This window comes from Bifidobacterium sp. B4081, assembly GCF_026537335.1.
Classification (GTDB): domain Bacteria; phylum Actinomycetota; class Actinomycetes; order Actinomycetales; family Bifidobacteriaceae; genus Bombiscardovia.
The window spans coordinates 75282-96432 of record NZ_JAFNMM010000001.1 but is presented as its reverse complement, the minus strand read 5'-3'; the positions used below and the strand labels follow the sequence as shown (position 1 = coordinate 96432).

At 60.0% G+C, this 21151-nt stretch carries 16 protein-coding genes and 1 tRNA gene; 3 read left to right on the top strand and 14 right to left on the bottom strand.

All coding sequences use genetic code 11. The features are described from left to right. Positions 1–326 precede the first annotated feature (326 nt). Positions 327–1718 (top strand): MATE family efflux transporter, encoded by a 1392-nt coding sequence (locus J3T92_RS00370; protein ID WP_267399213.1) that lies wholly within the window; start codon positions 327–329, stop codon positions 1716–1718. A gap of 136 nt (positions 1719–1854) precedes the next feature. On the opposite strand, the gene J3T92_RS00365 is transcribed toward J3T92_RS00370, so the two are convergent. From J3T92_RS00365 to J3T92_RS00340, 6 genes are all read right to left on the bottom strand, one after another. Then, a complete protein-coding gene (locus tag J3T92_RS00365; protein WP_267399212.1) occupies positions 1855–2193 on the bottom strand; it encodes a P-II family nitrogen regulator in 339 nt (112 codons plus the stop codon). A 17-nt stretch (positions 2194–2210) separates the two neighbouring features. Beyond that, positions 2211–3476, bottom strand: a complete 1266-nt coding sequence (locus J3T92_RS00360) for an ammonium transporter (RefSeq protein WP_267399211.1) — start codon at positions 3474–3476, stop codon at positions 2211–2213. 189 nt (positions 3477–3665) lie between these two features. Then, the gene (ftsY, locus tag J3T92_RS00355) at positions 3666–4961 is read right to left on the bottom strand and encodes a signal recognition particle-docking protein FtsY (RefSeq protein ID WP_267399210.1); all 1296 of its coding nucleotides are present in this window, start codon (positions 4959–4961) and stop codon (positions 3666–3668) included. A 49-nt stretch (positions 4962–5010) separates the two neighbouring features. After that, a complete protein-coding gene (locus tag J3T92_RS00350; RefSeq protein WP_267399209.1) occupies positions 5011–5574 on the bottom strand; it encodes a hypothetical protein in 564 nt (187 codons plus the stop codon). Between the two features lie 64 nt (positions 5575–5638). Next, positions 5639–6217 carry a GNAT family N-acetyltransferase gene (locus tag J3T92_RS00345; protein WP_267399208.1) on the bottom strand — a complete coding sequence of 193 codons (579 nt, stop codon included), beginning with the start codon at positions 6215–6217 and terminating at the stop codon, positions 5639–5641. 1112 nt (positions 6218–7329) lie between these two features. Then, positions 7330–7554: a hypothetical protein gene (locus J3T92_RS00340; RefSeq protein ID WP_267399207.1), complete on the bottom strand. Its 225-nt coding sequence runs from the start codon at positions 7552–7554 to the stop codon at positions 7330–7332. Between the two features lie 214 nt (positions 7555–7768). Here J3T92_RS00340 and J3T92_RS00335 point away from each other — a divergent pair, with 214 nt between their 5' ends. Further along, complete coding sequence (locus J3T92_RS00335; protein WP_267399206.1) at positions 7769–9064, top strand: ROK family transcriptional regulator; 1296 nt, start codon at positions 7769–7771, stop codon at positions 9062–9064. 58 nt (positions 9065–9122) lie between these two features. Here J3T92_RS00335 and J3T92_RS00330 read toward each other — a convergent pair whose 3' ends face one another. The 7 genes from J3T92_RS00330 to J3T92_RS00300 form a co-directional block, all read right to left on the bottom strand. Next, positions 9123–12137, bottom strand: a complete 3015-nt coding sequence (locus J3T92_RS00330) for an alpha-mannosidase (protein ID WP_267399205.1) — start codon at positions 12135–12137, stop codon at positions 9123–9125. A 136-nt stretch (positions 12138–12273) separates the two neighbouring features. Beyond that, entirely contained in the window at positions 12274–13050 is a 777-nt protein-coding gene (locus J3T92_RS00325; protein ID WP_267399204.1) for a carbohydrate ABC transporter permease, read from the bottom strand. Positions 13051–13391: 341 nt separating this feature from the next. Then, a complete protein-coding gene (locus tag J3T92_RS00320) occupies positions 13392–13541 on the bottom strand; it encodes a helix-turn-helix domain-containing protein (protein WP_267399203.1) in 150 nt (49 codons plus the stop codon). Beyond that, complete coding sequence (locus J3T92_RS00315; RefSeq protein WP_267399202.1) at positions 13538–13669, bottom strand: hypothetical protein; 132 nt, start codon at positions 13667–13669, stop codon at positions 13538–13540. The genes J3T92_RS00320 and J3T92_RS00315 overlap by 4 nt, the downstream gene beginning before the upstream one ends. A gap of 291 nt (positions 13670–13960) precedes the next feature. Further along, the gene (locus J3T92_RS00310) at positions 13961–14248 is read right to left on the bottom strand and encodes a hypothetical protein (protein WP_267399201.1); all 288 of its coding nucleotides are present in this window, start codon (positions 14246–14248) and stop codon (positions 13961–13963) included. Positions 14249–14264: 16 nt separating this feature from the next. Next, positions 14265–15665, bottom strand: coding sequence for a hypothetical protein (locus J3T92_RS00305; RefSeq protein ID WP_267399200.1), 1401 nt, complete (start codon positions 15663–15665; stop codon positions 14265–14267). Beyond that, on the bottom strand, positions 15560–16183 hold the full coding sequence (locus tag J3T92_RS00300) for a glycosyl hydrolase 2 galactose-binding domain-containing protein (RefSeq protein WP_267399199.1): 624 nt from the start codon (positions 16181–16183) through the stop codon (positions 15560–15562). Before J3T92_RS00300 ends, J3T92_RS00305 begins: the two co-directional genes overlap by 106 nt. 388 nt (positions 16184–16571) lie before the next feature. Between J3T92_RS00300 and J3T92_RS00295 the strand changes: the two genes are divergently transcribed. After that, a tRNA-Lys gene (locus J3T92_RS00295) sits at positions 16572–16644 on the top strand. 555 nt (positions 16645–17199) lie between these two features. Here the strand turns inward: J3T92_RS00295 and J3T92_RS00290 are convergent. Continuing rightward, positions 17200–21012, bottom strand: a complete 3813-nt coding sequence (locus J3T92_RS00290) for an AAA domain-containing protein (RefSeq protein ID WP_267399198.1) — start codon at positions 21010–21012, stop codon at positions 17200–17202. Positions 21013–21151: the final 139 nt, after the last annotated feature.

Below are 21151 nucleotides of genomic sequence, written 5' to 3'. Positions count from 1 at the left end.
AAGAAGACCGTCCTTAACAGCCCTCAGAGGAGGATTTCACCCAAGGCATTCACCAGGAAGTACCGAGCTCTCCGGTGCAGCACAGAGTCGCCTCTGCATGTGCATAGAAAAATAAGTTATCCACATTCAAGGCGTGTCCTAGAGGACATGTGCGCAACTTATCCACCTCATGGGTATAACTCTGTGTAAAACTTGGGGACAGTCTTCCACATCATCAATCCAGCTTGCACTCGGGTCTATTTGGTGATACGGCATCTACCGGCAAGGCGTCCACGGACTGACTTCCAGGGGTTGTGTCTTCAGTCCAGAGCATTAGCATGACGTCCATGCGTAGCCAGAGGAACATCACCGAAACCAAGACCGGACCAATCACGCCGGAAGAACGGCGGGCGACCTACCGGACCATCGCTGGACTGGCCATACCCACCTTCGGCCAACTGATCGCCTCCCCGCTCTTCGTCATGATCGACACCGCCATCGTGGGCCACATCAGCGACTCGGCCCTGGCCGGACTCTCCGTCGGATCCACCGTGGTGCTGACCACCGTGGGCCTGTGCATCTTCCTGGCCTACGGAACCACCTCCCAGGTGGCCCGACTCATGGGCGCCGGCCGCCGCAGGGAGGGGATGCAGGCCGGTGTGGACGGCATGTGGCTGGCCTTCGTCATCGGCCTGGTCGTCTGTGCCGTTCTCCTGGCTTTGAGTCGGCCCATCTGCAGCCTGATGGGAGCCCGCGGGCCGGTCCTGCAGGCAGCGCAGACCTATCTGAACGCTCTGGTCTTCGGCCTCCCGGCCATGCTCCTGGTCTACGCGGCCAACGGCATCTTCCGCGGGTTGCAGCAGGTAAAGATCACCCTGGTGACCGCCGTGTCGGGCGCCATCCTCAACACCGCCCTGGAGGTCCTTCTGGTCTTCGGCTTACACATGGACATTCTGGGTTCGGGCCTGGCCACCCTGATTGCCGAGTGGGCCATGGGGCTTTTTTTGACCATCCCCGCCCTGGTCTGGGCCCGTCGGGAAGGCGCCCAGCTGCGGCCCAGGCTCTCAGGCATGGCGGCCAGCATGGGCGACGGCTTCCCGCTCTTCCTGCGGACCCTGGCCCTGCGGGTCTGCCTCTTTATGACCGTGGTGGCTGCAGCCCACCTGGGCGAGCAGGTGCTGGCGGCCTACCAGGGGGTCAACTCGGCTTGGAATTTCGGACTGAACATGCTGGATGCCGTAGGCATCGCCGGCCAGTCGCTGGTAGCCACCGAACTGGGCGCCGGACAGCGGTCACGGGCACGGGTCATGACCGACCTGTCAGCCAAGGCCGGCATGGCCATGGGAGTGCTGGTCGGGCTGGTCATGATCGCCTTGGGCCTCTTCGCCGCCCCCCTGTTCAGCCCAACGCCGACCATCAGGTCGCTGATCACCGTAGGCATGATCGTCCAGGGAGTCTTCATGCCCGTCGCCGGATGGATGTGGGCCCTGGACGGGATCCTGATCGGGGCCGGGGACTATCGCTACCTGGCAGCCACCTGCTCCCTGACGGCTGTGATCTACCTGATCGGGCTGCTAGGCATGACGGCTCTGGCTATGAACTGGACGCCCACCTGGCGGATAGCCATGCTCTGGGCCGTTCTCAATGTCCTCTTCATCGGCGTCAGAGCCATCTGCAATGGCTTGAGAACGCGCACCGATATCTGGATGGGGACGATTAGCCAGGTCAAAGAAGCCTAAGGAGTCATCTTCAACGACTCAGACATAGAAAAAGCAAGACCCCGACCGTTAGACCATAAAATGAGCCACAGCGACGGGATCCCGCGAAACCGGTCAGCAGGAAGACGACCATACAGAGTGGCGGCAGAAGACTGCCTCAGATAGCGTCTACGCCGGTCTCCCCAGTACGAACCCTGACCACTGAGTCCAGGGACTGCACCCAGACCTTGCCGTCGCCCACGGTATTGGTGGCGGCGGCCTGGACGATGGTGTCGACCAGCTCGTCGACCCGGCTGTCCTCGGTCAGCACCTCCAGGCGCGTCTTTGGAACCAGGTCCACCTTGACAGTGCTGCCCCGGTAGACCTCCTTATGGCCGCCCTGCCGACCATAGCCCTGGGCTGACGAGACGGTCATGCCGTGCACGCCGGCCTCGGTCAGGGCCTGTTTAATCTGATCCAGCCGCCCGGGCTGGATGATGGCGGTAATGAGCTTCATGCTGCCTTCCTTTCTGATCAGTTCAGAATAGACCCGAAGTCGTAGGCGCTCTCACCCTGATCGCTTTGATCGACGCCGATGACCTCCTGATCCTTGCTGACTCGCCAACCAATGGTCTTCTCCAGTGCGAAGGCGATCACACCGGTTACTACAGCTGCGTAGATGACCGCAATCAGCGCCACCAGGAACTGAACCAGCAGCTGCCGGAAATTGCCGCCGGCCAGGAAGCCCGTACCGGTACCAAAGAAACCTATCAGCAACGTGCCCAATAAACCACCCACACCGTGGATGCCCACCACATCCAAGGAGTCGTCATAGGCGAAACGGAACTTGAGCCCGCAGGCCAGACAGCAGACGAAACCAGCCAAGAGTCCGATGACCATGGCCCAAAGCGGGGAAACCACGTCGGCCGCTGGAGTGATGGCCACCAGGCCGGCGACCATGCCGGATGCTGCACCCATGGCGGTGTAATGCCCAGTGCGGACCCGCTCAGTGAAGAGCCAGCCCAGAGTGGCGCCGCTGGCGGCTATGGTCGTGGAAACCCAGGCATATCCAGCCGTGCCGTTGGCGGCGAAGGCGGATCCGGCATCGAAACCGAACCAACCGAACCAGAGCAGAAAGGCGCCCAGCATGACCATGGGCACATTGTGGGGGCGCATGGAATCCTTGGGGAAGCCGATTCGCCTGCCGATAATGAGCACAATGACCAGGGCTGCTACTGCCGCGTTGATGTGGATGACCGTACCGCCCGCAAAGTCGTGCGCCTGGGCCCCGATGGCGTTGGAGATGGGTCCATCGGCAGCCAACAGTCCGTGATTCCAGACCATGTGGGCCATGGGCGCGTAATCCAAGGTGACCCAGAGGGCAACGAAGATCATCCAGGTGCTGATTCTGACTCGCTCTGCCAGGGCTCCCGAGATCAGGGCCACGCAGATCATGGCGAAGGCGGCCTGGAAGGCGATGTCCACCGTATGCGGGTAGGCAGCGTTTGCAGAATCAAGCGAAGTGAAGACCCCGTCCTTGGCCGTGACCGTGTCCCTGAGCAGGAAGCCGGTGATGGGGTCGCCGAAGACGCCTCCGATGTCCTTGCCCGCAAAGGAAACCGACCATCCCCAGAAGGTCCAAACAACCCCGGTCACGGCAATGGCCAGCGTGGACATCATCATCATGTTGAGTACAGCCTTGGCTCGGACCATACCCCCATAGAAGAAAGCCACCGCTGGAGTCATCAGGAAAACCATGGATGCCGCTACCAGCATCCAGGCAGCATTTCCAGAATCCATGCCTACACCTCTCTTTTCCCCATCCGAGCGAACAGCCCCAATAAAGAGGACTCCCCTCCGGACAGCCTACGTCAGATTCTCTTCCACTTCCCGATTCATCAAACAGGAAGAGGATGTCGGTCAGGTCACCGCCGCATTACCTCCGGGTGACTATTGGATAACCGCCTTATGACCAACCGGCCGGCTGGACTACTCATCTCCCAGGATGCCGTCGACAAAGGACTCGGGATCGAAAACGGCCAGATCGTCGGGTCCCTCGCCCAGCCCGACCAGCTTGACGGGCACGCCCAACTCCCGCTGGACAGAAACGACGATGCCGCCCTTGGCTGAGCCGTCCAGCTTGGTCAGAACGATGCCCGTAACCCCGATGGCCTGGGCGAAAACCTGGGCCTGGATCATTCCGTTCTGTCCGGTGGTGGCATCCAGGACCAGCAGAACCTCGTCCACGGGCAGGTTCTTCTCAATCACCCGCCGGATTTTGCCCAGCTGATCCATCAGATTGGCCTTGTTCTGTAGGCGCCCGGCTGTGTCCACAATGAGGACATCCGCCTGATCATTTTTGGCTCGTTCCGCGGCTTCGAAAGCCACCGAGGCCGGGTCGGCACCGTCGCGGTCGCTGCGGACCACGGGCACGCCCACCTTGCCACCCCAGGTCTCCAGCTGGTCAGCGGCTGCGGCGCGGAAGGTGTCGGCGGCACCCATGACCACCGAATTGCCATCGGCGACGAAGAGCCTGGCCAGCTTGCCCGCCGTGGTGGTCTTGCCTGTCCCGTTGACGCCCACCATGATGACGACCGACGGCCTGTTGGCCTGAGGCCGGGCAGCCACCAGAGTTCGGTCCATGCTGGGGTCGATCAGATCGATCAAGCGCTGACGAAGGCCACGACGCACTGCTGCGGGGTCCTTCTGCCCGGTAATCCGGGCATCGTCGCGCAACTGTTTCACCAGCTGTTCGCTGGCCTCGGCGCCCACATCCGCCATGAGCAGGGTGTCTTCAACATCTTCCCAGTCGGATTCGCTCAGATGGTCCTTGGTCAAAATGGCAAAGAGGGCCTTTCCGAAGGGGTTGGGGCTCTTGGCCAGCCTGGCCTTGAGCCTGGTCATGCGGGATGCAGAGGCCTCCGGGTGAACCGGCTCCTCCTGCGCTGGCGGTGCTGCCTGGTCGGCTGAGGAAGACTGGGCGGCCGCCTCTGAATCGACTGAACCCGTAGAAGAAGCCGATGCGGGGGATGCGGACTGGACAGCCTGGTCACCTGATGAAGCTGCTGGGGAGGCACCAAGTTGGCCTCCAGCTCGGCCCTCTGCCGCAGCCGTCGCCGATTTCGGGGGCAAAGAAGAGTGGCCATTACCAGGCTCTTGCGCCCTGCCGGGGCACACGGAATCCCCCTGGGACCGGCGCTTACGGACCGCCACCAGAATGCCGACCACCGCCAGCACCAGAACGATCAGCACCAGAATAAGAATAAGGAGCTGCTGTGTTGTCATAGGTACCAGCCTAAAGGCGAAAAGGGACACGGACAGTCATCACCAGCGGTCACTTTTCGCTCGGATGACTCGTTTCCGTCTGCGAACCGCTCTTGACTGAAGGCATGACGTCGAAGGTGATGGGCTGAGGCTCCCTCCGCTGCGGACGCGAGGGCTCAGGGCTGGAAGAACGTAGTGCGGAGTTCCTGGGGGCCGGAGGCTCCGAGGCCGCAGAAACCGACGGCACGGCATTCTTCTTTTGTCTCGGGCTAGCCGACGATGCAGAATCGACGCCTGGGGGCCGGGGCAGATTTATCTCGTCCGTGGAATCGGAGGCCAGCGTACCTCGAACCTCCACCACAGAGGAGGAGTTGACATAAACCGGATAGGGATGCGCAAGGTCTTCAGCAGTTGGCGCATCCTCGCCCGAGCCAGGGGCGAAAGACAGATGCCCTCCTGCAATCCGCGGCAGCTTATTCTCTCGCTCCTGCCGACGGCGCGCGGCCCTGCGCACACGCTCATTCAGAGACTGGGAGAAGGCACGGTCCTGGGACTCGCCCAGCGCCAAACGCATGACGAATACAATGAATGCCATCACCACCAGCACCCATACCAGGACAATCAGCCAGACCATATCTGCCATTCTCTCAAAAGAACCTCGCAGACGCGCTAAGACACGAGGAATCTATCGGTCTCTTTCACACTGGCGTGTTCATCGGGCTGCTCGTTTGATCAGGCAAATCGAACCAATACCTTTCTACTGGCTGACCAGAGCTGCCGGGAAGCACATTCTCCAGTTGCCCGCCACGCGAAAGAACGACCCGCCGACTGGCCAGATTCGATCCGGCGCAAGTGATCAGGACCCGGCTCATGCCCAGTGCGGCAGCCCGTCGCAGACAATCGTCCAGCATCATCCCGGCATAGCCTTGCCGACGACGATCCGGACGGACCGAATAGCCGATGTTGCCGCCCATGCGCAGCAGCGCCTTTGTGAGCTGCAACCTCAGCTGGATCATCCCCACCAGTTCGCCACTGGATTCAAGTGCAGCGAACTGGAAGGCGGGCACAAATCCCAGGGGCAGATCATCGCCACGCGCCTGCCGAGCCACCTCGGGCAGGCCTGACCGACGAACCTCATCCAAGCTGCGGCAGTCCTCCAAGGGGCCGAGCCCAGCCGCTTCATCCTCTGGCTGCGCGCGACAAGCCTTCAGATACTGCCAGACCTGGTCGGCATCCACTTCCCCAGGCTGGTCCATCCTCACCAGAAGGATTCCCATGGTCCGCCTCCCTCGTGCCGATCGCGTGGCCGCTCCTTGTCCGACTGCAGCCTGGACAGCGTCTGCATCTCATCATATACGGGCGGCAAGCAACCGAACCGGAGAATTCCAGAGGGAGCCTGTTTGACTGAAATATTATCCACGTAAACGAATAGCGGAAACTCAATATAGTGAGAACTCAACTGATCGAACAAGCGTTCTTTTTGTACGCGAGTTCCGGCGCCCGAACCCAAGCATCAACCTCATCACACTGGTGAAGTTATCATGCCGCAAGCCATCATTCCCCCTGGCTTTCATCCTCACGATGCCATCCATCACGGGCATGCGAACGTCCACAAGGATCACCTGGGGCAACGGCTGAGCGGCTGCTTTCATTTATCGAAGCAGAATCACCGCCTCCTGACCATTGGAAGCTCGTCTGACGACTCGTAGATCATGGTCAGCCTCGGGATCATGGGGACCAGCCCCTTGCAAAGGAACACAAGGTCATCCACCAGGATCAGGTCAATCATGAGCGTTGCCCCCTGCCAGTACCAGGCAGGATGGCTTCTACCGTCCATCCCCGTTCTCGCTCGGTCAACTACTCAAACCCCTCCCATCAGTCGACATTGCTCGCCTATCTGTTCGGGGCGCACTCCTTGATGATCATGAATGGTCGGTTCCCGATCGTCCAAGGCTTGCCCATGCCCATCCCCCATGCCCATCGTCGTGGATTCTGATGCGGAGGGTGCCGTCCTGCTCATAGTCACGAGAGAGGACGTGGTGCTCGGGCCTGAGGCGTGCCGGAGCGTGTTCGATTGCCTCCATGCTGACAATGAAACTGAGGTTATCCTGTCTGGGATCACGGTTTCGAGCTCGTTGAGCATGCGCAGCCTGGAGCCATAGCTGCTCCTTGACCTCAACTGAGTCAGCGAACCCCTGAGTCAGGGCGATAATCGTGGTGAGGCCATGGCCCACGCTGTCATGCGACTCCCCAGCCACCTGGGCACCTGATGCGGCCTGATCCCTTTGGCGTATAAACCAGGCTCAGCGGAGGCATGACAAATCTGGTCAAGCGTTGATTGCCCAACAGCTCGAATAGATTGGTTGCCATGCCCTTCATCACCCCCCCCTCACACCGCATGCCGAGGATGCCCAAGGTATGCAGCTGGCAGCACCGAAGACCTTAAGGAGTCCACCGACGAAAAGACTTGCAGAATAATCAACACAGCAGCGACGAGAAGAGCTGCGAAGGGGATCATCAAATCGCGATAGACAGTGCGGCCTTGTTCTGCTATGCCGGGAGGGCTGCCCATGGCCCTGGCTGAAGAGAGCATCACGGCAAGCAGACCGATCATGGTTTGCGAGTCCCTCTGAAACCATGGAAGACTTCGCCGGTTGAACCGGCCGGACCGGGGTCATCAGCCCCTACCCATAAAATCAATGGCATACGCAAACCCTCCCCGGTGCCGAAAGGGCCATCTATCCGCGCTGGGTCGAACCAGCTCCCCCGCCGGACCCGCGAGCGGACCGGGCCAGGGATGCGAAAACCATCTATCCAATGAGGCAAGAATGTCCCTTTCCAATCAGTCAGAGTCACCCTTCCTACAAGGGACCAACCTCACCGCCGTCGGCGATTACAACCGCAGCGTGGTTCTCGACACCATCCGCAAAGCCGGACAAATCAGTCGGGTGGAGGTGTCCCACCTGACCGGTCTGACCGGCCAAACGGTGACCAACATGGTCCGCAAGTTGATCGACGACGGCCTGGTCCAGGAGGAGGGGACTGTGACGGTGGGCAGGGGGAAGCCCCGCACGGCGATCAGATTGAATCCCAGTGGCCGCTACGCTGTGGGAATCCATCTGGAACCGGCCAGGACCACCGTCATTCTGATTAATCTGGGCGGCAATATCATAGACAGGGACCTGCCCGACCTGCCTGACGACTCCGCCCAAGCCATAGCTACACTAGCCTCAACGGTCTCTCTCCTGCTCGGACGCAACGGGATCTCCGGAAAGAGGGTGGGGGGAATCGGCATAGCCATCCCCGGCCCAGTAGATGCAAGGCAGGGAACCGTGCTCGACCCACCCAACCTCTCCGGCTGGCGCAATGTCCGTCTGGCCCACGACTTGGAATCGAGCACGGGTCTGCCTGTCTTCATGGAGAAAGACGTGACCGCCGCCTGCCATGGCCAGACCTGGGCGGGCAGGGGGCAGGAAACCGGCCAGGACTTCCTCTTCATGTATATGGGCCTAGGCATCGCTTTCGGAACGGTCAGGCAGGGCCGGGTCTACCAGGGCAGGACAGGCAACGAGGGAGAGATGGGACATATCGTCGTCGACACCTCGGGCCCTGCCTGCTGGTGTGGGCAAAGGGGGTGCGTGGCTGTCACCTGCGACCCGCGCTCCCTGGTCAAACAGGCTGAGAAGGAGGGCCTCTTCCCCGCTCCTACCCGTGTGCAGGACCCGCAGGCCTTCAACGATTCTGCTGACCTCCCCTTCTTGGATGAGGCCTTCAGATCGCTCTGTCAACGGGCCCACGGTGGTGATGGGATCTGCCGAGACCTCCTCCTGGAGTCGGCAGGGCGAATCGGCAGGGCTGTGACCATCCTGACCGACCTTTGGGATATGGACACAGTGGTCTTCGGGGGTCCCTACTGGCACCTCCTGGAAGACATCTACCTGGATAGAGTGGCCCAGGTACTCAGGCGGCGGTCCGTCCTCAGGCAGGTCCATAACTTCAAGGTCCTGTCGACCACCTTGGGGGGTGACATCGCCGCCATCGGGGCTGCCAGCGCCATACTGGACCACGATCTGACACCCGGGCCGACCCTGGGGATGTCCGGGAGGGACCGGCCGGCAATCTGACAGGCGGGTTGCGAAAGGTGCCGTCAGGCAGATTGCCTGGCGGCACCTTTCACTTGATTCAGGACCTGCGGAACCGCAGGGTCACGATCTGGAAGGGATGGAGCTCAAGGTCAATCCCGTCCTCGCCCTTGGACCGTATGGCCGGCTGGACAGCGTCGCAAGGAACCTCCATGAGGCCCACTTCATCGACGCCGGACCAATCAAAGCAGGCGGCCAGCCGAGCACGGGAACGGGCACCGGCGGATTCATAAAGACGGACGACCAAGTCGCCCGACCGGTCCTCGGCCAACTTTACGCTCTCGATCAGCACATCCTGCCCGTCCACTTCGACCAAGGGATCTACCTGGTGGGCGCCCATCACCCGACGGACCGGGACATTGAGCCTGTAGCCCATCCGGATGGCCCGCCTGATATCGGTGCCCACACCCAGGGCCACTGTGAAGTCGTGCTCCCCAAGATCGGCCCGAGGATCGGGGAAGTGAGGGGCGCGCAGGAGGGAGATCTGGATGCGCGTGCCCGGTCTGCCATCCGGCAGGGCAAACTGGTGGATGTCATGGCCATAGTTAGTGCAGTTGGCCAAGCTGACGCCGAAGTCGCCCTCCTGAATGTGAACCCACCGCTGGGCTGCGGCCTCGAATCTGGCCTGTTCCCAAGAGGTATTCTCGGTGATCGGCCTGGTCAGATGACCGAACTGGATTTCGTTGGCTGACTCCTTGGTGTAGAGGTTGGTCGGGAAGGAGAGCTTGAGCAGCCTGTCGCTTTCCTTCCAGTCCACGTGTGTACGGATCACCAGGGCATCCGTGTCATCATCCAGGCTGAGCTCCTGGCTGAAGGTTGACTGGCCGATGGCCCCGGAGACGATCACGGTCCCCTGGTCGGTCAAAGTAGTCGTCTCGACCTGGGCACCGGGCAGTTCCATGTCCTGGTAGGTCTTGTCGATATCCCAGGCATCCCAATGGGCTGGGGCGTCGATGAACAGGCGGAGGACGTTGGCCGGGACTGCCGGGTCAATCACCTCACGGCCGGAAGCCCTGTCAACGGCCGAGACCACATGGCCCTTGGGATCGATGCAGAAGGAGACTCGGTCGTTTTCAAGGACCGTATCGTCGCCATCCCTGCGTGCCTGGCCGCCGGCGGTACTGGCGGGTGCGGACACGGCACCGGCACGGACACCTTCCTGGCTCAGGGGCCCTGCGTTGGCCTCCAGCTGGACCGGGCCGCCGCCGACGAGTGCCTTGAGGGACCTGTCGATGATCCCCTCCAGCTGGGCCCAAATCTTCCTGTCGGAGCGCTGCACCTCGGCATAGACCCAGGCGATGGCCGATCCGGGAAGGATGTCGTGGAACTGATAGAGGAGGACCTTGCGCCAGATCTCCTGCAGCTCCTCATAGGGATAAGGGACACCGCAGAGGATGGCCGCCTGGCTGGCCCACCATTCGGCCTGTCGCAGGAGGGACTCGCTACGTTTGTTCCCGCTCTTGGTCGCCGCCTGGGAGGTGGCCGTGCCGCGGTGGAGCTCCAGGTAGAGCTCACCCACCCAACGGGGGGGATCTTTCATCTCCTCCCTGGCCTGGCGGAAGAAGGTCTCCGGCGAGGTCATCAGAACCCGGGGGCCGCCCTCCAGGTTCTCCTGGAGCTCGGTCGCCACCACCATCTCACGGGTGGGCCCGCCGCCGCCGTCACCCCAGCCGTAGAGGAGCAGACTGGAAGCCCCCTTCCCCTTCTCGGTAAAGTTCTTCTCGGAGCGGGCCACGTCAGCCGGGGAAGCATCGGAGTTGTACTTGTCTGCCGGCGGGAAATGGGTGAATATCTCCGTCCCATCGATCCCTTGCCACATGAAGGAGTGGAAGGGGAAGGTGTCCGTGTCATTCCAGGAGATCTTTTGGGTCAGGAAGTAGTCCATGCCTGCCAGGCGGGCGATCTGCGGGAAAGCACCCGAATAGCCGAAACTGTCCGGCAGCCAGGCGACATGCGAGGTGATGCCGAACTCCTCCTGGAAGAAGCGGCCACCTTGGAGGAACTGACGGACCAGGGACTCGCCACCTGGCAGGTTGGCATCGCTCTCAACCCACATACCCCCGACGGGGACGAACTGACCGGAGCGAATCTTGCGCCTGACCCCCTCGTAGATATTGGGCTCGCTGTCCTTAAGCCACTGATACTGCTGGGCCGAAGAGGCGGCAAAGATGAAGTCTGGGTACTCGTCGGCCAACTCGACCGCATTGCTGAAAGTCCTGGCCACCTTGCGGGGGGTCTCTCTCAGGGGCCAAAGCCAGGCGGAATCTATGTGCGCGTGACCTACGGCATAGACGGTGTGACCTTTAGTGGCGGGTGCACTGAGCACTTCCGCCAGGCACTGGCGCGCACGGCCTGCACCGCCTGCCACATCGTTGGGGTCGATGCTGTTGAGTGCAGCCTCGATGGCATCCAGGATGTTGGCGTAGCGGGTGCGGGTGGGGTCCACTTCGTGCAGAAGACCCTCAAGGACCTTGAGTTCTTGGATCAGGTTCCAGACCTGGAGGTCTAGCAGCCCCAGCTCAAGCCGCTGCAGACGGTAGATGCCCTGCTCCCTACCCACCCCTTCATTGCCCAGCTCGGTTGGATGGAAGGACCCACCGTTGGAGATCTGTGGGTTAGACGCAGCCTCGATGTAGAACTCGCAAGGCTGGCCCGGTTCGGGCACTGGCACCCACTGGTTGAAGGGCTCCACGGCCTTGATCACGGTCCCGTCCGGGCGGCGAACCAGGCCTTCCGCCTGGAAGCCGGGACCCAGCCCGATCCTGCCCAAATCGACGACCAGCTCGGGGCGGGTGCCCGCCTCGTGTGCCCACTCAGCCGGCACCTGGCCGGTCACGTGGAGCCACCAGGTGTCCCAGGCCGTCCCCCACGGGTCCCCGACCGACATAGGCCGGTATTCGGCCTGCTTGGCCGTCTGGAAGTCGACTGGTTCGCCGGCGACATCCCAGGATTCGATTGAAACGGGGCAAGTGTGGCGGTACAGGGCGTTCTGCAGGTGCTGGTCCAGAAGCCTGTCCAGCCTCCACATGACCTTTTCTTCACGCGTAAATCCCAATATTCAACCTCCTTGTTGGCGGGTCACGGAAGACCCGCATCTACATTGTCTTTTGCGGCCTATGCAAAAAGTTAGTTTAGTTTACTTCTTTGTCAGTTGCCACCGCCGACGCCGCAATTCGCGTACTTTTCTGCCATCACTGCAAAACTTCCCCTGGCGGTCGTGAATTTGTCCACTTTTTACACTTAGGCGGTCGGCCGGAAGGATAACGGCCCGTCATGCCCTCTTGCGAGATTACCTGGCCGACCGAGGGCGACACCCTGCCCCGACGGATTCCGCCACGAAAGGCACAGTCCCAGCGCCGGCCCCCGCCGCGCAACTGCCTTTTCATCCCTTCACACTTCCGGCCCGGGAGTATCCCCCCCCCCAGGAAACGGTTGGCGATGACATACATGATCACCACTGGTAGGGAATAAATCAGGGAAAAGGCAGCCAGCTGGCCATAGACCCATCCCATACTGGCCCAGTCCACCCAGGCGGCTTCCTCCAACTCGACCGGGACTGAGTCCATGAAGTTTTTGGTCACCCAAATGGTCATGGGGAAAGAGGAAGCCGCCAGGAAGAGTATGGTTCCCGTCTTTGAGTCCAAGAGGTGGAGCATGACGCAGAGGGAGTAAACCGGGGCCGTCAGACAGGTGATCGGCAGGCAGGTGCCGAATAGGATGGTGTAGAGGAAGAGCTTGTTGAACTTGGGCCGGTATCGGGGGGGGGGGGTAAGTGCACAGGCCAGGATGATTACTGTGACCACTGCCGAGATCAGAAAGCCGTTCCACAGGGGAAGGGAGGTCTGATCCTTGGTCATGATGGCCGCAAAGTTCTTCAGATTCCAATGCCGGGGAATCTTGGTCTGGAAGATGGCTTCCCCGTCGAAGGCGGCGAAGAAGAGCCATAGGAGGGGGAGGATGAAAGCCACAAAGACAACCCCATGGCTACGTAGGACAGACAGACGGCCTGGCCCTGCCTGGTGGGCGAGGTGGGGGTGTTGAGCCTCTTCCTGTGCCCGGCCGTCCGGGCCGGTCGCCGGCCTGCAACCGGTTCTCTGATTACCTCACTCATTGGTTACCCCTTCTCGTCCTTGAGAGCGTTGACATAGACCATGCCGAAAGCCGCATCGATGAAGCGCATGACCACGGCGATGGCGCACCCATAGCCGATGTCCCTGAATTTAAAGGGTCACCTTGTAGGCGAAGACGGGCAGGGTGGTGCTCTTGGATGGGGCCAAGGGATCAGCCGGGCCCGACCGATCACCGGGTCCTATTCCCTGATGGCAACCTTGTCCTGGCCGACGGTACCTGTCACCCCTTGCTCGTAAGCCTTGGCGGCCTCGTCGACCGACATTGCACCGGTCACCACCTGCTCCGTAGCCCTCTGGATTTCAGCCGAGACCTTGGGATACTCGCTCACGCTGGTGCGGACATGTATGTAAGCCAGGGCCTTGGTGGTGATCTGAAGGCATTGGTGGCCAGATACTTGGGATCCTTGGCCACGTCGGACCTGACTGCGATCTTGGCTTCTTTGATATCCTTCTCCAATGAAAACTCCCTATTGCCTAGAAGCTTGACGAACTCGAAGGTCAGCTCCGGGTTCTTGGACTTGCCGCCAACAGCCAGGGTCCACCCGCCGGAAGAGGTGACGTACTGCGGTTCCGCACCGGTCTTGCTAGGGAAGAGACAGCCCCCAGAGTCTTCTCGTAATCCGGCCGCTCCTTGGACCAGCCCTTAATCCACGTGGAGGGCAGCCAGCTGCCATCCAGGGTGAAGCCAATCTTGTCATTGGGAAGCCAATCCATACTGATCGTCCCGCCGATATTCACATCCTGTGCCTCAGTCGGAGAGCTTGGTCCACAACCTCAGCCGAATTGTAGATGACCCTGGCAAAACCCGGCCGGTCGGGACCGGCCACGAGGATCTCCTGGGCGGGGCACCGAAGGCAGCCACGGAGGCCTCCAGAACCACCTGGGCCTGTCTCCCTGCCGGTATGGAGACCTGGGCGATCTGATCGGCCAAGACAGTCCCATCCAAGCGGTGGCGCTCCACCCGCCACTGGCCCTCCCAGGCCTGACGGGTGTCGTTGACCATGACCAGAACCAGCTGGTCAGGGGTGACAGGCATGCCAGCCCAACTGTGCTCAGCCCAGTAGGCCTCTGAAACCCTGGGCTGAATAGAGGCTAGGCAGAGGGAGCGAAGAAGTCGCGGGAGGCGAACCAGAGGGGCTTGCGGTGCCAGCATTCACCTGCTCCAGCGAGCGCATGTACTCCACCCCGAATCGGACAGCCTGTGCCTGTTGCAACTGACAAGCCCAGTGCCAGTCCTCAATATCCTCCCAGCGGTCACTGGGAATCAGCCAGGAGTGCGGCCCATCCGAACGACGGCCGTTTAACACGCCGCCGTAACTGATGTCATAGAAGTCGCCCGGAGTCAGGTGGGAACGCATGCCTCGGGAAAGCTTGATGTTGCCGTCGATGGCCTTCTGGTGGGTGCCAAAGGGATCCAAGGGGCTGTCATGCACCACCCAGGTCAAGGTGCTCCAGGCAGAAGGCACCTGGTATCCGAACTCGTCGGCGAAGCGGGGCCTGTAGTCCCTGTAGGCCTTGTAGTCCTTGTTGGGCGAGGTGTACTTGGTGAAACTCATCGGAGAACTCGGCAGATAGATCCTGGTCGGGTCCAGTTGTGCGAAGAGGCGGGGAAAAAGATCAGAATAATATCCATCGCCCCAAGGGCGTTCACCGTAACCGTACATGTTGGGGACGGCGGCGGGGTCGACCAGAGCGTTCTTGAACCCGCCCCAGTCGGCATAAGCCGTGTAGCTCTCGTTGGATCCATTCCATACGACCAGGCTGGGGTGCGGGGAGAGCCGACCGATCTGCTCCCGGGCCTCCGCCTCAACCTCCGACCAGTTGCCAGGGTCCTCCGGGTAAGCGGCGCAAGCGAACATGAAGTCCTGCCAGACCATCACCCCCTCCTCGTCCGCCAGGTCATAGAGGTCGTCGGACTCGCAGTATCCACCTCCCCAGATCCTGACCATGTTGGAATTGGACTCGGCCAAGTCCTCCATCCGCCGTTGGTAGCGATCCCTGTTCATCCGGGTAATGAAGGCATCATCGGGAATCCAGCTGTAACCGTGGGCATGCACCGGTACCCCGTTGACGGATATGCGGAAGGGGCGGCCGTCCTCGTCGGCCGCCGTGTCCACGCCGACTGTACGGAAACCCACCCGGCCTGTCCACACGGCCTGGGGACGGGATTCATCCGATCCGGCGTTTGCCCCCTCCTGGCCTGCCATGACATCGACCGTGTAGAGGGGGTGGTCACCGTAGCCCCGGGGCCACCAAAGCTGCACATCCGGTACCCTGAGAACCAGGCGGACCGTGTCCGCTCCGGCATTGAGGCAGGAGCACGCCTGGGCGTCGGCACTGTTGCCGCCTAGATGGACCCGCACGGGTATCCCCCCGGACTGGGTGCCAGGCCGTGCCTTCTCATCGGTACCGGACCTTCCACGGCCACCGGCGCGTTCCAGATCCACATCCACGGTGGCAGACCCCCACCTTGGTCGTAGGCGCCCGCCAACGGGCGGACCTGGGCAATTCTGACACCGGACCAAGAATCGATGCCGATGGACTGCCAGATTCCGGCGTTGGCCACGTCGATACCCCAGTCCCATCCGAACGACGAGGCCACCTTCCGGAACTGGTTGAAGGGATGGTTGTCATGAGGGTAGTAACCCAGAATCGTCTGTCTCCTCTCCCCCTCGCGGACAGGGGAGGTGAAGGAGACGACCAGGGTGTTCCCGCCTTCTTTGAGGAGATTGCGCACATCCCACCGGTAGGAGCGGTAGGCGTTCTGGGTGCTGCCAACCGGTCGGCCGTTGAGTTCCAGTGCGGCAACCGTATCCAGTCCGTTGGCCACCAGGTCGTGACGCTGTGATCCGTCGTCATGCCAGTCGAACTGGCAGGTGAACCGCCAGTCAACATCGCCGATCCACTGCTGGGCCCGTTCGTTGTCCCCGTCATAAGGGTCACCGATCAGGCCGGCGCGGAGGAGGTCCATAGTCGCCTCCCAGGCACTCGGGCCTCGACCCCATTGGCCAGGCGGTCGCGGAGATCCTCCGGCACCACCTGGGGATTGAGGGCTGCCATGGTCCAACTCCCCTCAAGAGGGGTGAATGTGGATGGGTGATGTGTAAGCATGGTGCTTGTCTTCCTTGTCTTGCGCTCCGTCGGCAGAGGCTTCAACCTTCCCCCGAAGTCCCGTGATGGTCATTCAACGCGGTGTACTCCTGCATCACCCTAGCAAAGAAGCGGACCGGACTTCAGGCTACGGCGAATCCGGCAATCGGAAGGGCGGGGACGGCGGGGGCCCGGCCCGATAGGGCCATCCGATGGACAGGCCGCCGCGATGTGCCGTCGGCCGAGTATGAGGTATACTGTGCTATGTTGCCCCTCTGGCTCAATGGTTAGAGCAGCGTCCTTTTAAGTCGTGGGTTGTGGGTTCGAGTCCCACGGGGGGCACTTTGGTTGTCTATTTTTTAATACCGGCTACTGTGCTTCGTAAAAAATTCCTCCCGCGAAAACTCAGGTATCTGCCGCAATACCCAAGTACTACAACCCTGATACAGCATTCATCCAGACCATCAACCTGTGCAGGGGTGGGCCAGGCACCTGGTATATAGCCTTGATCCGTTTGCTGAGGCTCAGCATCTACCGAGCCGGCTCGGCACCTGATCATGGGAACCGAGTCGCAGTATATAGGCGGCACCGCCCTCCGCATGCCATGCCAATAGCAGATCTTCTGCATTGCCTTACATGGCACTCATATACAGCTGCATAACCTTGCAGCATATGCATCCGTTGACGCGCCTTCAAAATACCGACCGATGCTTCGAAATTCTCTGCTATCAGGTCAAGCACCCCCTGGACCGGCTTTAACGGACGTGCCTGCGGGCCATGCGCTTCGAATATCTCGCGAAAGCACCGGTGGGAACCAGCACAAGCCTCATCGGTCCGCGCCAGCAGTTGCCAGCACGCCATCAGTAAGGAATTCTGGCCGTACCTTTCCTGCTCCGATCAGGCTCTCATACTCGCCTCCACCGGCAGGTCCTTGGCGATCCTAGACGTATAGGTTCCATTCTTCCAATCAGCGAGATTGCCGACCACGTAGACACGTCGCTTGGCTCGCGACACAGCGACGTTGAGCAGATTGGGCGACCCGTTAACCCATGAACGGGAACCTTCTCCACGCCTGCCGGCCCTGCTGCCAAGGACAATGAAGACCACATCGGCCTCCCGCCCCTGGGAGGTATGCACGGTTCCGGCCTGGCTTGATGCCAGCCGGTTCGCCTCACTGCTGTTGCAACCGGTGGATTGCTGCAAGGCATCCGCAAAGGTGTCACGCACCCGGTTAGCCACAGCCCTGAACGGAGCGATGACCAGAATATTGGTGGGGTCGATCCCGCCTTGGAAGAGTCCGCACAGACGCCTGTGAAGTTCATAGCTCTCCTGCGGCCTCCATTGCGTTCTCCCAGTTTCGCCGGAGTTCGGCGGCACGTCGTACCAACAGGAGTCCGGCAACTCATTTCCCGCATGAGGCCCGGACGGATAGGCACAGGGCTGATGCTCCGGCCCTACGCGAACCATCCTGCCGGAGTAGGCCATGTCGTTGCATATGGAAAACATGGGCTCATCGCAGCGCCGATGCACCACCAGAGGCATCCCCAGCCAGTGGTCATCAGTTTCGTCCAACAGGCCGCAAGGAGTCTGGTAATCGACCAAGGCCTGCATGTTTTCGGACTCCAGTCCCAGGCGCTGGAGGTGATGGGTGCTCGCCAGGAGTTCACGCATCGGCTTGGGCATGGTATCCACAGGCTGGAGCTGCATAGGGTCCCCGACCGCAACCGCTTGCTTCACACGTTGCAGCAGACCAGCAGCGGCCTGGGGCAGGGCTTGTCCGGCCTCATCCACAATCGCCCAGCCAAGCGCCTCCTTGCCTATCCCCAAAAACATTCTGGATATTGATGCAAAGGACGAGGAGACGACCGGAATCACCAGGAAGAAGGTCTGCCAAGCCACCAGTCTCTCGTCATCCGTAAAACCATTCGACTGCATCACGGCGCAGGCCAGGGACAGATTGCACATGAACTGGTGGGAAGCGCCCATAATGGCCTGCTGGTGAAGAGCCAGCGCCTTGATGTAGACCTCTGTCCGCGCCTTGCTCCACTCCTGATCCATCCACGCAACGTGATCATCGCCAATGTCGGGCCTGGGCCACTGAGTCTGTTCGGCCTCGGCAATCTGCTGCTCAATGGCAGCAAGTTGCCTGGTCAAAGTCGCAATCTGCGTTTGGCATTTTCCTAACTCCTGATCACCGACTTCCAACCCTCCATAGAAGGACTGCAACCGCTGATGGACCGTGCTGGCCTGCTCGTCACAATGCTGCTTTGCACGACGTGCCTGCTCCAGATCAGTACGTACCTTAAGCTCATCCTGCTGCCTTTCGTAGCTGTGGAAAAACGACCTTAGAGGATGCGCCTTCCAGTAAGACAAGTGAACCTGACAAATGCTATCAGCCTGCTCCCAAACCGCTCGGGCATTATTGGCAGCCTGGCCAGCATCTGACATCTGCCGTTCCATTGATTGAACCTGTCTGACATACCTTGAGCGGCTTGCCTGCATGCCATGAAGTTGTTCAGTAAGGTTTTTCAGCTCGGCTGACAGATCGGATCGCTGATTGCATAGACCTGCATAAGAACGCACAAGATTGTACTGTGCGATTTTCCTGGCGCGGATGCTCTCTTCTTTCTTCAGAGCAGCATTAAAGTCATTCCTAGCGTTTATCCAATTGTTTCCGCCGCCTCTTTCACTTGGCACGTATTTCAATGACTTATAGATAAATTTGTTTTTGAAGGGCCAGAGGAATCGGTTTTTATTGCTCATGTTCCCCAAGACCGCCGACATAAGGGCCCAAGCGGAGGAGGTATTCGATGGTCTGCTCTGCTTATCCTGATTCTTACGATCGGCAACTAGCCCGGCAAAGTCTCGAAAAGCAAATCCACAGGGAACCTGCTTGAATTCACTGCCAATATAGGATTCCCACTCGGCGTCTATAGCATCGGCACTGGGCAGGTCCTGGCTGACGTTTTCAACAGCCTTGTTGTTACTGGAAGCAACGACAATCTCAAAGCCGGTCACTGACGGATCAAGCGTCCAGTAGACATAGTCCTTGTCCTCATCTGAAGCTGCTCTGGCCAGCCTCCGGGATATGAAAATATCCTGTGGACGGGAGAATCCTGCCAATCGCCGAGCCCTGGCCACAATAATCTCGGCCACCACATCCTTGAGCAGGGTGGTCTTGCCAGTTCCAGGAGGGCCATTGACACCTAGAAGCGGTGAGCTGCCGTAGCCTTCCAAGGCCGCCCGTATTTGATTGATCGCCAGCTGCTGGCCTGTTGACTGAAATTGATTGGAAGCACTCGGCCATCGCCCGAACGGCATGCTGGCTGGTTCCGTAAAGTCGCCGACCAGATGCCCTTCGGGGTCCTTCTGCAGATTGAACCGTCGAGGATGACCAATCGATAGATATTGTCTGATCGGCTCAGAAAATATGTCAGGCCCATTTTGATAAAGATCCTCAAGATCTTCCAGGAAGAACGAATCCATCATTTCGCCATTCAATGATTCTGAACCGGCTTCCAGATGGCAATTGACATAATCCCTGATCAGAGGCGAGCCGTCAGCACGGGCGAAAAGAGGAGAACTACTCACCGCGCGGTCATCCAGCCCCATCCGTTCCGCTACGTGTTCAATAAGGCTTTCGATCTCGTATCTGCCGACCGGACCTGTCTCGTCTTCAGAGTCTTCCCCAGCTAGATGATTGAATTCGGATTTGAGTTTGCTTTCCGTCTCGTCGAATACTTCGATATGCGGCCACCCAGCCGGACAATCGGGCCAGCCCTCATGGTTGAACAGGCAGGAGACCGCCTTGGCATATTGAGAAAGCATCAACGTTCTTGGGACCAGACAGCCATCATCCCTTACGCAAAACTCCATAAGGGAAGACACGGCAGAAGAACCGCCAATACGCTTGCTCTGCCGATGGGCGAGCTCCTGCAACACCTCGTCCTGAGCAGTCTCCTCAGCTGGCGAGAGTTCCCGAACAAGCTTGGCGGCCTTCATCAGCGCATTCGTGACTACACGCTGGGAGAGCCCGGCTGCTATTCGAAAACGTTCATGTTTAAGCCACCGACTTTGCCCTTCTAATTCTTGCTGCTCCGAGTTCTCGCCAGGTTTTACTGCCTGGTGGACGGGACGACGCGCAAATCGACGGTCATAGTCCTTGCGGTAAACAGCACAGGCTGAGCCAGGCCGATTGGCCTTTGCTGACAGCTCTCCCACCACCTGTAGCAGGCGCGAAACCATAGAATCCGTCAGCTCGGTACCCGCCGGCAGAGAGTCGGGCCGCTTGGCCACCTCTAGCCATAACTTGTTCATCTCCCCAAGCAGACCGGTTATAGTCTGTTCGTCGAGCCCTGATTTGACCGCCTGCGCCCGCAGCCAGTTCTCGGTATCCTCTGCGAATGAGAAGGGTTTGATCAGCCGAGCGTTCATGTCTGTCTGCAGCCGGTATATTTTCCTGCTCTGCAGATCGTTATAGAGGTTTGTATACGAACAACGCTCATTGTCAACCGGCCCAATGAGAAGATCGGCATGAATCTGATCCCAAGGAAGTCGCTCCTGTTCCGAAACGCTTACTTTGTGGCCGTCGTTGTCGGAGGAGGATAAAGCAATAAGCTGGTTATCCCTCCAATTTTGTGGCGAGAACAGTTCAACCGCACACCAATATGACAAAACATTTATTGCATGCTGTTGCTCATCGTTCCCCATACTTGCCAGTATGCGGATAAACGGGGACAGGTGCAGGTACAGGCTCGAGCAACAGATAAGGGCATGGAGAGAACAAACCCCGATGCGACAATGTCAATTCCAATTGACGCATGGGGAAAGAAGCGATTATGCCCTTAGT

Coding starts and splice junctions, on each gene's coding strand:
- J3T92_RS00310 (WP_267399201.1), bottom strand. CDS start 14,248: ATGCCTGTCACCCCTGACCAGCTGGTTCTGGTCATGGTCAACGACACC.
- J3T92_RS00350 (WP_267399209.1), bottom strand. CDS start 5,574: ATGGTCTGGCTGATTGTCCTGGTATGGGTGCTGGTGGTGATGGCATTC.
- ftsY (WP_267399210.1), bottom strand. CDS start 4,961: ATGACAACACAGCAGCTCCTTATTCTTATTCTGGTGCTGATCGTTCTG.
- J3T92_RS00340 (WP_267399207.1), bottom strand. CDS start 7,554: ATGATCGGTCTGCTTGCCGTGATGCTCTCTTCAGCCAGGGCCATGGGC.
- J3T92_RS00360 (WP_267399211.1), bottom strand. CDS start 3,476: ATGGATTCTGGAAATGCTGCCTGGATGCTGGTAGCGGCATCCATGGTT.
- J3T92_RS00370 (WP_267399213.1), top strand. CDS start 327: ATGCGTAGCCAGAGGAACATCACCGAAACCAAGACCGGACCAATCACG.
- J3T92_RS00290 (WP_267399198.1), bottom strand. CDS start 21,012: ATGGGGAACGATGAGCAACAGCATGCAATAAATGTTTTGTCATATTGG.
- J3T92_RS00300 (WP_267399199.1), bottom strand. CDS start 16,183: ATGGACCTCCTCCGCGCCGGCCTGATCGGTGACCCTTATGACGGGGAC.
- J3T92_RS00365 (WP_267399212.1), bottom strand. CDS start 2,193: ATGAAGCTCATTACCGCCATCATCCAGCCCGGGCGGCTGGATCAGATT.
- J3T92_RS00335 (WP_267399206.1), top strand. CDS start 7,769: ATGTCCCTTTCCAATCAGTCAGAGTCACCCTTCCTACAAGGGACCAAC.
- J3T92_RS00345 (WP_267399208.1), bottom strand. CDS start 6,217: ATGGGAATCCTTCTGGTGAGGATGGACCAGCCTGGGGAAGTGGATGCC.